The 13,026-nt window shown below is 58.3% G+C and carries 8 protein-coding genes, 2 rRNA genes and 2 pseudogenes (1 of these 12 only partly in view); 5 read left to right on the top strand and 7 right to left on the bottom strand.

What is annotated here, in order from left to right:
* The 3 genes from ACTG2B_RS22400 to tcdA form a co-directional block, all read left to right on the top strand.
* A 23S ribosomal RNA gene (locus tag ACTG2B_RS22400) occupies positions 1–689 on the top strand; it begins 2,201 nt to the left of the window's first position.
* Between the two features lie 81 nt (positions 690–770).
* Positions 771–885: ribosomal RNA gene (gene rrf / locus ACTG2B_RS22395) — 5S ribosomal RNA — on the top strand.
* Positions 886–1,079: 194 nt separating this feature from the next.
* Entirely contained in the window at positions 1,080–1,916 is an 837-nt protein-coding gene (gene tcdA / locus ACTG2B_RS22390) for a tRNA cyclic N6-threonylcarbamoyladenosine(37) synthase TcdA (protein ID WP_421347447.1), read from the top strand.
* A 21-nt stretch (positions 1,917–1,937) separates the two neighbouring features.
* On the opposite strand, the gene ACTG2B_RS22385 is transcribed toward tcdA, so the two are convergent.
* Together ACTG2B_RS22385 and ACTG2B_RS22380 are read right to left on the bottom strand one after the other, a co-directional pair.
* Positions 1,938–2,372, bottom strand: a complete 435-nt coding sequence (locus ACTG2B_RS22385; protein ID WP_213387855.1) for a SufE family protein — start codon at positions 2,370–2,372, stop codon at positions 1,938–1,940.
* A gap of 13 nt (positions 2,373–2,385) precedes the next feature.
* Positions 2,386–3,605 (bottom strand): annotated as a pseudogene (locus ACTG2B_RS22380) (aminotransferase class V-fold PLP-dependent enzyme).
* A gap of 180 nt (positions 3,606–3,785) precedes the next feature.
* Here ACTG2B_RS22380 and rep point away from each other — a divergent pair.
* On the top strand, positions 3,786–5,798 hold the full coding sequence (gene rep / locus ACTG2B_RS22375) for a DNA helicase Rep (RefSeq protein ID WP_202003547.1): 2,013 nt from the start codon (positions 3,786–3,788) through the stop codon (positions 5,796–5,798).
* Between the two features lie 2 nt (positions 5,799–5,800).
* On the opposite strand, the pseudogene ACTG2B_RS22370 reads toward rep, so the two are convergent.
* The 5 genes and pseudogenes from ACTG2B_RS22370 to ACTG2B_RS22350 all read right to left on the bottom strand — a co-directional run bounded on the left by ACTG2B_RS22370 (position 5,801) and on the right by ACTG2B_RS22350 (position 11,847).
* A pseudogene (locus ACTG2B_RS22370) lies at positions 5,801–8,075 on the bottom strand (putative bifunctional diguanylate cyclase/phosphodiesterase).
* Positions 8,076–8,159: 84 nt separating this feature from the next.
* Complete coding sequence (locus tag ACTG2B_RS22365) at positions 8,160–8,615, bottom strand: c-type cytochrome (protein ID WP_041234042.1); 456 nt, start codon at positions 8,613–8,615, stop codon at positions 8,160–8,162.
* 197 nt (positions 8,616–8,812) lie between these two features.
* The gene (gene tdh / locus ACTG2B_RS22360) at positions 8,813–9,841 is read right to left on the bottom strand and encodes an L-threonine 3-dehydrogenase (protein ID WP_439996868.1); all 1,029 of its coding nucleotides are present in this window, start codon (positions 9,839–9,841) and stop codon (positions 8,813–8,815) included.
* Between the two features lie 55 nt (positions 9,842–9,896).
* Complete coding sequence (locus tag ACTG2B_RS22355) at positions 9,897–11,087, bottom strand: glycine C-acetyltransferase (RefSeq protein WP_263085105.1); 1,191 nt, start codon at positions 11,085–11,087, stop codon at positions 9,897–9,899.
* 115 nt (positions 11,088–11,202) lie between these two features.
* On the bottom strand, positions 11,203–11,847 hold the full coding sequence (locus ACTG2B_RS22350; protein WP_005340848.1) for a TetR/AcrR family transcriptional regulator: 645 nt from the start codon (positions 11,845–11,847) through the stop codon (positions 11,203–11,205).
* Positions 11,848–12,005: 158 nt separating this feature from the next.
* Here ACTG2B_RS22350 and rfaD point away from each other — a divergent pair, with 158 nt between their 5' ends.
* Complete coding sequence (gene rfaD, locus ACTG2B_RS22345; RefSeq protein WP_005340846.1) at positions 12,006–12,962, top strand: ADP-glyceromanno-heptose 6-epimerase; 957 nt, start codon at positions 12,006–12,008, stop codon at positions 12,960–12,962.
* The last annotated feature ends 64 nt before the right edge of the window (positions 12,963–13,026 follow it).

Here is a 13,026-nt window from a genome sequence, read left to right as displayed (position 1 = left end):
GGCTCGCGGACAGTGCCTGGTGGGTAGTTTGACTGGGGCGGTCTCCTCCCAAAGAGTAACGGAGGAGCACGAAGGTTGGCTAATCCTGGTCGGACATCAGGAGGTTAGTGCAATGGCATAAGCCAGCTTAACTGCGAGACGGACAGGTCGAGCAGGTACGAAAGTAGGTCATAGTGATCCGGTGGTTCTGAATGGAAGGGCCATCGCTCAACGGATAAAAGGTACTCCGGGGATAACAGGCTGATACCGCCCAAGAGTTCATATCGACGGCGGTGTTTGGCACCTCGATGTCGGCTCATCACATCCTGGGGCTGAAGTCGGTCCCAAGGGTATGGCTGTTCGCCATTTAAAGTGGTACGCGAGCTGGGTTCAGAACGTCGTGAGACAGTTCGGTCCCTATCTGCCGTGGGCGTTGGATGATTGAAGGGAGTTGCTCCTAGTACGAGAGGACCGGAGTGAACGAACCTCTGGTGTTCGGGTTGTCACGCCAGTGGCACTGCCCGGTAGCTAAGTTCGGAATCGATAACCGCTGAAAGCATCTAAGCGGGAAGCGAGCCCTGAGATGAGTCATCCCTGACCCCTTGAGGGTCCTAAAGGGCCGTTGGAGACCACAACGTTGATAGGTGGGGTGTGTAAGCGCGGCGACGTGTTGAGCTAACCCATACTAATTACCCGTGAGGCTTAACCATACAACACCCAAGAAGTGTTCTAAGGCTTGTAGCAAATACGAACGAATTACTTACGTCAGCTTTCTCAGATTGAAGAATTTGCCTGGCGGCCATAGCGCCGTGGAACCACCTGATCCCATGCCGAACTCAGAAGTGAAACGCGGTAGCGCCGATGGTAGTGTGGCATTCGCCATGCGAGAGTAGGACACTGCCAGGCACCAAATACAAGAAACCCCGCTCAATGAGCGGGGTTTTTTATTGGCTGCCATTCAGAAAGTCGGCTGATAATTGACCTTTTATTCTCTCTTCCCTGCCGTTTTCTCCATTTTTCCTCCTCGATTTTCTCCGGTTCTGCCATCGCGGCTGGCGGTGGTTGCCGTTATAATGGCCGCCCTCAAGCAAGGTGGTGGTATGAAAGCAGAATATCTACAGCGATTCGGGGGCATTGCCCGTCTTTATGGTCAGAATGCCCTGCGTTCCTTTAGCCAGGCCAAGGTCTGTGTGGTGGGGATCGGCGGCGTGGGCTCCTGGGCGGCCGAGGCGCTGGCTCGTGCTGGCATCAACCAGATCACCCTGATCGACATGGACGATATCTGCATCACCAACACCAATCGCCAGATCCACGCCTTGCTGGGTACGGTTGGTCGCCTCAAGACCGAGGTGATGGCCGAGCGCATTCGCGCCATCAATCCGGATTGCGAAGTGATCGAGGTGGACGATTTCGTTACCGCCGATAACCTGGCCGAGCATATCAAGCGGGAGTGTGACTATGTGGTGGACGCCATCGACTCGGTCAAGGCCAAGGTGGCGCTGATTGCCTTCTGCAAGCGTAACAAGATCCCGGTGATTGTAGCGGGTGGTGCTGGCGGGCAGATGGATCCGACCCAAATCACAGTGGCCGATCTGGCCAAGACTATTCAGGATCCGTTGGCGGCCAAAGTGCGCTCCGACCTGCGCAGATTGCATAACTTCAGCAAGAATCCGGCGCGCAAATTCGGAGTGGAGTGTGTCTTCTCAACCGAGCAGCTGAGTTATCCGGATGGCAATGGCGGTACCTGTCAGGCCAAGGCGGCCAGCGATGGCACCATGAAGATGGATTGCGCCTCCGGTTTTGGCGCCGTGACGCCGGTGACGGCAACCTTCGGACTGGTTGCCGCGTCCCGGGTATTGAAGAAGATTGCAGAGCGGGGCGCCCGAGCCGAGAAAGAGGCCGGGAATGAAGATGCTGGGTCGATTGGCGAAGCCTAATCGACCACTGAACAAGGCGGGTTAGGCCGCTTGTTCCCGGATCGCCAGTACGATCGCTCTGAGCCCGTTACCTCGTGACGGGCTCAAGTGTTTCTCAAGCCCCAGTTCGCTGAAATACCCTTCCATATCAAAAGCCTGGATCGCCGCAGACGATTGGTGGTTGAGCGCCGCCAGCACGATGACGATAAGGCCCCGCACGATGCGAGCATCGGAATCACAGGCAAAGTGCCAGCAGCCATCCTCGCTTTTTTCTCCCTTCAGCCACGCCTGACTTTCACACCCCTTGAGGCGGAACTCCTCCTGCTGCCATTCGCCGGGTAGCACCGGCAGCTGTTTGCCGAGCTGGATGATGAGCCGGTACTGGTTCTCCCAGCCGTGAGCGGCGGCAAACTGCTGGCGGACGGTGTCGGCGTTGGGCTCAAGGCCAATCTGGGTATATCTTGCGAGGTCACTCATTCGGTTGTCTGCCTTAGAAGAAGTCACTGAGTTTGTGCAGGGCGGCCAGCAGGGTGTCGACATCGTCCCGATTGTTGTAGCAGGCCAGCGAGGCGCGCATGGTGCCGCCGATCCCGAGGGATTCCATCAGTGGCATGGCGCAGTGATGGCCGACTCGCAGGGCGATCCCCTGCATATCGAGCAGGGTAGCAGCATCTTGCGGGTGGATGTCGTCGAGCAAGAAAGAGACCGCACCGGCGCGTTTGCCGGGTTCGCCGATCAGACGCAGCCCTGGCACCTGTTGCAGACCAGCGGCCAGATAGTCGGTCAGTGCCTGCTCATGTTGGGCGAGCCATTCCCTATCTTGCCCCATCACAAAGTCGATGGCGGCGGCGAGGCCGATAGCGCCAGCGATATGGGGGGTGCCGCCTCGAATTTGAAAGGCAGGGTATTGAAGGTAGTGCCGCTGAAACTGACCCGATCGATCATCTCGCCACCGGCTTGCCAAGGCGGCATCCGCTCCAATAGCTCGGTGCGGCCCCACAACACACCGATGCCGGTCGGGCCATAGAGCTTGTGGCCGGAGAAGGCGTAGAAGTCGCAACCGATGGCTTGCACATCCACCTCGAGATGAGCCACTGCCTGGGCGCCGTCGATTAGCGTCACGGCGCCAACCGTTTTGGCGGCAGCCACTATCTCTTTGACTGGATTGACGGTACCGAGGGCATTGGAGACGTGGGCTACGGTCACCAGCCGGGTGCGTGGCCCCAGCATGGCGTGATAGGAGGCCAGATCGAGATCGCCCCGCTCATTGAGCGGGATGACCCGGATCACCGCGCCGGTACGCTGGGTAACCAGCTGCCACGGGACGATATTGGCGTGGTGCTCCAGCGTACTGAGGATGATTTCATCCCCCGCCTTGAGCTCGCTCATCCCCCAGCTCTGGGCCACCAGATTGATCGCCTCCGTGGTGCCACGGGTCCAGATAACTTCGTGGCTGCGAGGCGCATTGATAAAGCGGGCGACCGTTTCGCGGGCAGCTTCGAAGGCGCGGGTAGCGCGGCCACTCAGAGCATGGGCGGCGCGGTGCACATTGGCATTGTCGGCCCCATAGTAGTGAGCGATGGCATCCAGTACCGTTTGAGGCTTCTGGGTGGTGGCGGCGTTGTCCAGATAGACCAGAGGGTGGCCGTTTACCTCCTGCGCCAAGGCCGGAAACTGGCTGCGCAGTTGGTCGTGCTGTTGCTGATTCATGCTCCCCTCATCATCTGGAAAAAGTCATCATCTCGAAAGGTCGGCCATGATCCTGAAAATAGCGCCCGAACACAAGGCGGATAAGCCCGATGGGCGGTTGCCTGCCGTGCAGCAGGTACGGCTCATCGAGAGATTTCTGGTACAATGCCGCCCCTCATCATAAGCCAAGAGATCCGGCCCATGAAGCTCAACCCCAATCAGAACGAAGCGGTCAAGTATGTTTCCGGCCCTTGCCTGGTGCTGGCGGGTGCCGGATCGGGCAAGACCCGCGTCATCACCAACAAGATTGCCTATCTGGTGCAGCAGTGCGGCTACAGTGCGCGCAACATAGCTGCGGTCACCTTTACCAACAAGGCGGCGCGGGAGATGAAGGAGCGGGTCGGCCAGACCCTGGGTCGCAAGGAGGCGCGGGGGCTGATGGTCTCCACCTTCCATACTCTGGGTCTCGATATCATTCGTCGGGAGCACAAGAGCCTGAATCTCAAGGCGAACTTCTCCCTGTTCGATGACACCGACCAGCTGGCGCTGCTGAAAGAGTTGACTGAAGACGAGCTCGACAACGACAAGGACAAGCTCTCGGCCCTTATCAGCCAAATCTCCAACTGGAAAAACGACCTTATCCTGCCAGCCCGCGCCATGCGCATCGCTCGCGGGCCGGAAGAGGTGTTGATGGCCCAGCTCTACGAGCGTTATCACCGCCAGATGGTGGCCTATAACGCGCTGGATTTTGACGACCTCATCGTGATGCCGACCCTGCTGCTCAAGAGCAATCAGGAGGTGCGCGAGCGCTGGCAGAACAAGATCCGCTATCTGCTGGTCGATGAGTATCAGGACACCAACACCAGCCAATACGAGCTGGTGAAGCAGATCGTCGGCGAGCGGGCACGTTTTACCGTGGTAGGGGATGATGACCAGTCTATCTACTCCTGGCGCGGTGCCAAGCCGCAGAATCTGGTGCTGCTGAGCGAGGATTTCCCCAGCCTCAAGCTGATCAAGCTGGAGCAGAACTACCGCTCCAAGCGGCGGATCCTCAAGTGCGCCAACATCCTGATCGCCAACAACCCCCACGTCTATGACAAGGCGCTCTTCTCCGAGTTGGATGAAGGGGTGAAGCTCAAGGTGCTGTTTGCCAAGAACGAGGAGCACGAAGCGGAGCGGATCGCCGCCGAGATGATGGGACACAAGTTTATGAACCGCACCCGGTTCAAGGATTACGCCATCCTCTATCGGGGCAACCATCAGTCGCGCATCTTCGAGAAGGCGCTGATGACCAACCGGATCCCTTACCGTATCTCCGGCGGCACCTCGTTTTTCTCCCGCACCGAGATCAAGGACATCATGGCCTACCTCAAGCTGCTGGTGAATCCGGATGAGGACACCGCCTTCCTGCGGGTGGTCAACCTGCCGCGTCGCGAGATCGGCCCCACCACCCTCGAAAAGCTTGGCCAATACGCCAACCAGCGCGGTAAGAGTCTGTTTGCTGCCAGCTTCGAGCTGGGGCTGGAGCAGCACCTCTCCGGCCGTGGCCTCGTGGCCCTGCAGGCCTTCACCAACTGGCTGGTTCGCCTTGGCGATCAGGCGCAGCGTGGCAATCCGGTGGAGGCGGTGCGGGACATGATTAAGGAGATCCACTACGAAGAGTGGCTCTACGAGACCTCCCCCAGCCCGAAAGCGGCCGAGATGCGGATGCAGAACGTCTCCACCCTCTATCGCTGGATCACCGAGATGCTGGAAGGGGATGAGCTGGAGGAGTCGATGACGCTGGCTCAGGTGGTCACTCGCCTCACCCTGCGCGACATGATGGAGCGCAACGAGGGGGAAGATGATGCGGATCAGGTGCAGTTGATGACGCTGCATGCCTCAAAGGGGCTGGAGTTCCCCTATGTCTACATGGTGGGGATGGAGGAGGGCTTGCTGCCCCACCAGACCAGCATAGATGAAGACAACGTGGAGGAGGAGCGGCGTCTCGCCTACGTGGGGATCACCCGGGCTCAGACCGAACTGACCTTCACCCTCTGCAAGGAGCGGCGTCAGTTTGGCGAGTCGGTACGGCCAGAGCCGAGCCGCTTCCTGCTGGAGCTGCCGCAGGATGACCTTGAATGGGAAAACCAGAAGAAGGTGACAGCCGAGGAACGCCAGCAGAAGGGGCAGGTCGGTGTTGCCAACCTGCGGGCGTTGTTCAAGAAGGATTAATCCTAAGGATTGGCCGGGGTCAGTAGCGGTACTATGTCTGCTCCCGGCATGGGCGGTGAGATATAGCGCCCTTGCCCCATCCGGCAGCCGATATCAATCAGCTTCTGCAATTGCTGCTGGTTCTCGATCCCCTCGACGACCAGGGTGTAATCAAGATCCTGACAGATATCCCGCATGGCGCGGATCAGCGCCAAATCTTTGGGTGATTGCAGCATCCGCTGGGTAAAGCTGTCATCCACCTTGATGTAATCCACCGGGAAGTGGAACAGGGCGTTGAGGGAGGAGAAGCCGGTGCCGAAATCATCGAGGCTGATCTGGATACCCTTGGCCCTCAGGTCATGCAGGGATGCCAGCGCATCGGAATCTTGCCGCGACAGCTCCCGCTCGTTGAATTCAAAAATCAGATAGCCGGGGGCGACCCCCTCCTCTTCGATAATTCCCATCAGCCGCATGATGTGGTCATGGTTGACCAGATGTGCCCGACAGATTGATGGCGATCTTGAACTTGCCCTGCCCGGAGATTGGCAGCCAGTTCTTCAGCTGTTGGCAGGTGTGGCGCAGGATCTGGTAATCCAGCTCCAGAATCAGGCCGCACTGCTCCGCCAGCGGAATAAAGTCGAACGCATCCTTCAGAATCCCCTCCTCGGTCAGCCAGCGCGCCATCACCTCCAGTCCGGTCAGGCGGCTATCCTGCAGCCGGATCACCGGTTGGAAATAGGGGACGATACGCCCCTCCCGCAGGGCTCTGGCCAGCATCTCTTCCGGCGAATTCCAGTTCTGGTTGATGCAATCATCCGAGTAGCTGACGATGCGACTGCGGCCATTGCGCTTGGCCTGATACATGGCCAGATCGGCCTGATGGAGCAGCTGGCTGATATCTGAGGTTTGCTCGGATACGCTCGATACCCCAAGGCTGACGGTAATGCTCAGCTCGTTGCCGAGTAGCCGGAAAGGGTAGGAGAGACGGCTGATAATGCGGTTGAGCACCGGGCTGATGTCATCGTCGCTCTTACTGCTGTCCAGATAGATGACGAACTCATCGCCCCCCAGTCTGGCCACCAGATCGTTTTGCCGGATGCAGGTCTGCAGGCGGCGGCTGACCTCCTTGAGCAGCTGATCGCCAGCACTGTGGCCCAGGGTGTCATTGATCTGCTTGAAATGATCCACATCGATAAAAATTACCGCGAATCCCGGCGACTTGTAGCGGTTGTAGTGGGTCATGGCATGGTTGAGGTGGTTCATCAACAGCGCGCGGTTGGGCAGCTGGGTCAGCGGGTCGTGAAGCGCATCGAATTGCAGCCGCCGTTCCAGCTCCTGATGCTGCTTGAGCTGCTTTTGCAGCCTGAGGTTGGTCTGACGCAGCTGTTGCAGCCGCTGGTTGATGGAGTCTTCGGTATTGATGTCGTTGAGCTGCTGGCGGATCCGTCTCAGCTCCAGCAGCAGGGTGAGCTGACCACGCAGGAAGTCGAGAAACAGCTTGTCGTCGGTCTCAAGCGGTTGAGCCGTACTGATGATGAAGTGGGCGAAGTACTGTTGTTGCAGCCGCAGCGGCATGCTGTGCCAGTAGCGGGACTCCCTGCTCACCTCGATATTGCTGGTGCTGTGGCACAAGCCGCTGATGAACTCGTCTCCCTGATGGGGATGGGCAGGGTAGATCTTTTCCAGCTTCTGACTGGTTAACCTGACCAGCAGCATGTCCTCGATGGTGAGCATCTGGCGCAGTACCGCTTCCAGTTGGGAGAAGAGCGCCTGAGCCGGCAGGGTATTGGCGAGCCGCATGATGCGGCTGATGCTCTCGATTTTCTTTTTCCAGTTCGGGTCTTTGCGGATCAGCGGCGAAGGCAGCTCGGTGAGATGGGATCCCGCCTGGGTTTCGGTCAGCCGTTTGGCCAGACACTCCAGCAGCAGACGCAGGGTCGGCAGGTCGGCTGGTGTGCCACGCGCCAGCAACCACTGTATCTGGCCATGCTCGATGGGGAAGACGCACCACCCTTCGGCCTCATCCAGCTGGGTGAGTTGATCGGTGATGCGGGACTGCTCCCGGCCCAGCTGTTGCTTGAAGATGTCGCTGACCTTGTAGGCGTAAAGCCAGTTCAGACCGGTATCGGAGAGGCCCAGCATGCCGAAATGTTGCAGCGGGCAGAGTTGGTCAATCTGCTGGATCAGGGCATCGTAATCGTCAGACGTGGCGGTTTGTGGCGCCGGGAAGTCCATAATGGCAGAGACCAACGCCAACAGAGGAGTTGAGTAGTGGGGTTCGATGGATTGGGCCGACATGTGCAACTCCCGATATGTCTACCTTACAAGAGTAGTCGGAAGCCGATAGATTGAAAGGGCCGCAATTGCGGCCCTTTCAAATACTTACAGCTTGTCGATCATGTAGTGAATGGCGTTTTCAATCTCTTCATCACTACAGTTCGCACAGGTGCCGCGCGGAGGCATCATGCCGGACTTGCCGGTAAAGCCTTCAATGGCATGTTTCTTGAGAGTATCAATGCCCTGGGCGATGCGAGGATCCCAGGCTGCCTTGTCACCCCGTTTGGGGGCACCGGCGGCGCCGGTGTCGTGACAGGCAAAGCAGGCGCCCTTGTATACCGTTTCGCCATCGCGGGGACCGGAAGAGGCGGCCGCCGTCGGTGCAGCACTCGCGCCGGCAATACCTTCCAGATCCTTGGCGGTATAGACCTGACCGATTGGTTTGATCCGCTCGGCAATGGCCTCCGGTGACATCTCATCGGCAGCAAGCACTGCCCCAGACAAGCTGGCGGCCGTCATCCCGACAGCCAGCAAATAGCTCAGTTTTTTCAACACGCTCATATACTCCCAGCAGTCTTTTATTATCCATGTAAACGACGGGATTATAACCGAATAGTTACAGCCATTTAAACGCTTGTGTGTGAAGTGTTAAACACTCTGCGTACAAAGTTTTGGCCGATATCACGGCAATTCAGGCGGTGGAGATAAAAAGAAACCCGGCATTCGCCGGGTTTCGGGTACCCAAGGGGTGAAATGGGTTATTTGTCCCAGCTCAGGATCACCTTGCCGGAGTGGCCGGAACGCATCGCATCGAACCCCTGCTGGAATTCGTCGATGTGGAATCTGTGGGTGATGATGGGGGAGAGATCCAGCCCGGACTGGATCAGGCTGGCCATCTTGTACCAGGTCTCGAACATCTCGCGGCCATAGATCCCTTTGATAAACAGCCCCTTGAAGATCACCTTGTTCCAGTCGATGGCCATGGTGGAGGGGGGGATGCCGAGCATGGCGATCTTGCCGCCGTGGTTCATCTTGTCGAGCATCTCCTGGAAGGCGCTCGGGACGCCGGACATCTCCAGCCCCACGTCGAAGCCTTCGGTCATGCCCAGCTCGCTCATCACGTCGGCCAGCTTCTCCTTGGCCACGTTGACCGCGCGGGTGGCGCCCATCTTGCGGGCCAGCTCCAGTCGATATTCGTTGACGTCGGTGATCACCACGTGGCGTGCACTCACATGGCGGCAGACGGCGGCTGCCATGATGCCGATGGGGCCTGCCCCGGTGATGAGCACATCTTCACCCACCAGATCGAAGGAGAGGGCGGTGTGCACCGCATTGCCGAACGGGTCGAAGATGGCGGCCAGCTCGTCCGGGATGTTGTCCGGCAGCTTGAAGGCGTTGAATGCGGGGATCACCAGATACTCGGCAAAGGCACCCGGGCGGTTGACGCCAACGCCAATGGTGTTGCGACAGAGGTGAGTGCGCCCGGCGCGGCAGTTGCGGCAGTGACCGCAGGTGATGTGCCCTTCACCGGAGACCCGATCGCCGATGGCGAAGCCACGCACCTCCTGACCGATGGCGACCACTTCCCCAACATATTCGTGGCCGACCACCATGGGTACCGGAATGGTCTTCTGGGACCACTCGTCCCAGTTGTAGATGTGGATATCGGTGCCGCAGATGGCGGTTTTGCGGATCTTGATCAGCAGGTCGTTGTGGCCGAGCTCGGGGGCCGGCACATCCGTCATCCAGATGCCGACCTCTTTGTGCAGTTTGGAGAGTGCTTTCATGGCTGTTCCTTCAATATGAATGCAGAAAAAAGGGGCTGCAGCCCCTTGATTCAAATCAGATAACGCCGAGTTCACGGCCGATGCGGATAAAGGCGTCGATCGCCTTGTCCAGCTGCTCGCGGGTATGGGCGGCAGACATCTGGGTGCGAATGCGGGCCTGACCCTTGGGCACGACCGGGAAGGAGAAGCCCACCACATAGATGCCGGCTGCCAGCATGCGGTTCGCCATTTCGGAGGCCAGCTTGGCATCCCCCAGCATCACCGGAATGATGGCGTGGTCGGCGCCTGCCAGAGTGAAGCCAGCGGCGCTCATCCGCTCGCGGAAGTAACGGCTGTTCTCTTTCAGACGTGCTCGCAGGTCGTGACCTTCCGCCAGCATGTCGATCACCTTGATGGTGGCGGCAACGATGGAGGGGGCCAGCGAGTTGGAGAAGAGGTACGGGCGGGAGCGCTGACGCAGCCAGTCGATCACCTCTTTCTTGCCGGAGGTATAACCGCCGGATGCGCCGCCGAGCGCTTTGCCCAGGGTGCCGGTGATGATGTCGACCCGCTCCATCACGCCGCAATATTCGTGGGTGCCGCGACCGTTTTCGCCGATAAAGCCGACGGCGTGGGAGTCATCCACCATCACCAGCGCATCGTATTTGTCTGCCAGATCGCAGATGGATTTGAGGTCGGCGATGACGCCATCCATGGAGAAGACACCGTCAGTGGCGATCAGCTTGAAGCGGGCGCCGTCGGCATCAGCCTGCTTGAGCTGGGCTTCCAGCTCGGCCATGTCGTTGTTGGCGTAGCGATAACGCTTGGCCTTGCACAGCCGCACACCGTCGATGATGGAGGCGTGGTTGAGGGCATCGGAGATGATGGCATCTTCGGCGCCGAACAGGGTTTCAAAAAGACCACCATTGGCATCGAAACAGGAGGAGTAGAGGATGGTGTCTTCGGTACCGAGGAAGGCAGACATCTTCTGCTCCAGCGCTTTATGCTGGTCCTGGGTGCCACAGATAAAGCGCACCGAGGCCATGCCGAAGCCGTGGCTGTCGAGTCCCTGATGGGCGGCAGCGATCAGGTCCGGGTGGTTGGCCAGTCCCAGATAGTTGTTGGCACAGAAGTTCAGTACCTGCTCACCGCCGACGGCGATACTGGCCTGCTGGGCGGAGGTGATGATGCGCTCCTGCTTGTACAACCCTTCAGCTTGCACCTGGTTCAGTTGCTCGGTCAGGTGACGATAGAATCCGTTAGACATCCTCGATCCTTATTGGCTATTTCAGCTGCGTATCAACAGAGGGCGACATTTTACTGCAATCTGTTGCGGTAAATTCAAATGATTGTGCTGATATTCAACAAATGTGAAACAGATCTCACCCAGCTGGTTGGGCCAGCTGACGGTAGTGCTGTTCCAGTTGCTGGATCTGTCCGGCCACCTGGGGTTGCACATAAGGGCGCAGCAGGAACAGCACCTTCAACACGCCCTGATAGAGCAGCGGTTTGGTGATGCGGGTGTTGGGGGCCTGGGCAATCTGGAACGGGATCCAGCAGGTCACCACCATCTTGATGGTCTGGCCCAGATCCGGCAGGTCTTCATCGCTGACATCGATAATGCCCCCTTCGCGCAGGCTCCGGAGCAGCGCGACCACGGAGGAGCGCATCTGCTCTTGGGCCTTGAGGTACTTCTGTTGCAGTGGTTCGTCACGGCTCAGGATGTCCGGCAGATTGGCGTAGAAGAAGCGGAACTGCCACATCAGATAGAAGATGGCATCCAGATAGCCCATCAGATCCTGCAGGGTGATTTCACGGTTGCGGGTCGGCACGAAGCTCTCGCTCAGGTGACGGGCATACTGGTCGAAGATGGAGTGGATGATGTCTTCTTTATTGCGGAAGTGGTAGTAGAGGTTGCCCGGGCTGATACCCATGTGCGCCGCAATATGGTTGGTGGTGATGTTGCGTTCACCCTGATCGTTGAACAGCTCGGTCGCGCTGTGAATGATCCTGTCTCTGGTTTTCATCACTCATTCCTCCAACAGGTTCCGATCGGGGCAGTTTTGAACAAGGTCGAATCCCCGGACGGCCCGTGATAAACTTTTCGGCAATTTCAAATTGGCTCACTATACACAGCTTTAACAAGCAGTCACATGTAGCCATCAACGTACGAGAGGCAAACTCCATGATCGTAGTAACTGGCGGTGCTGGCTTTATCGGCAGCAATCTGGTCAAGCAGCTGAACGCTCAAGGACGGACCGATATCGTGGTCATTGATGACCTGACCGACGGCACCAAGTTCGTCAACCTGGTCGATCTGACCATCGCTGACTACATGGACAAAGACGAGTTTCAGGCGCGCATCGTCTCCGGTGACGAGTTTGAAGAGTGGGATAACGGCATCGAGGTGATCTTCCACGAAGGCGCTTGCTCTGCCACCACCGAATGGAACGGCAAGTTCATCATGGAGGTCAACTACGAGTACTCCAAGGATCTGTTCCACTACTGCATCGAGCGTGAAATCCCGTTTATTTACGCCTCCTCTGCCGCGACCTACGGTGGCCGCAACGACAACTTCATCGAAGATCCCAAGTTCGAACAGCCGCTCAACGTCTATGGCTACTCCAAGCAGCTGTTTGACCAGTACGTGCGCCGCTGGATGCCGGAGATCAACTCTCAGGTCGTTGGCCTCAAGTACTTCAACGTCTACGGCCCGCGCGAGCAGCACAAAGGCTCCATGGCTTCCGTCGCCTTCCACCTCAATACCCAGGTGAAGAAGGGCGAGAATCCCAAGCTGTTCGAAGGTTGCGATGGCTTCCCGAACGGTGGTCAGATGCGTGACTTCATCTATATTGACGACGTCTGCAAGGTAAACCTCTGGTTCTGGCAGAACCCGCAACACTCCGGCATCTTCAACTGCGGTACCGGCCGTGCCGAGCCGTTCCAGAACGTGGCCGAAGCAGTGATCAAGCATCATCAGAAGGGAGCCATTGAGTACATTCCCTTCCCGGATCACCTCAAGGGCCGCTACCAGAGCTTCACCCAGGCTGATATGACCAAGCTGCGCAGCGTGGGTTATGACGCCGAGTTCAAAACCGTTGCCGAAGGGGTAGCGGATTACATGGCCTGGCTCAACCGCTAACAGGTGAGCACAACGCGGCAGTTTGAGCGCAAAACCGGAAGTGGGCACTCGCCTGCTTCCGGTT

The sequence above is a fragment of the Aeromonas sp. 30P genome (assembly GCF_051919805.1).
Classification (GTDB): Bacteria; Pseudomonadota; Gammaproteobacteria; order Enterobacterales; family Aeromonadaceae; genus Aeromonas; species Aeromonas veronii.
Note: the sequence above shows the minus strand (reverse complement) of the source record. Positions and strands in the feature narration are given on the sequence as shown.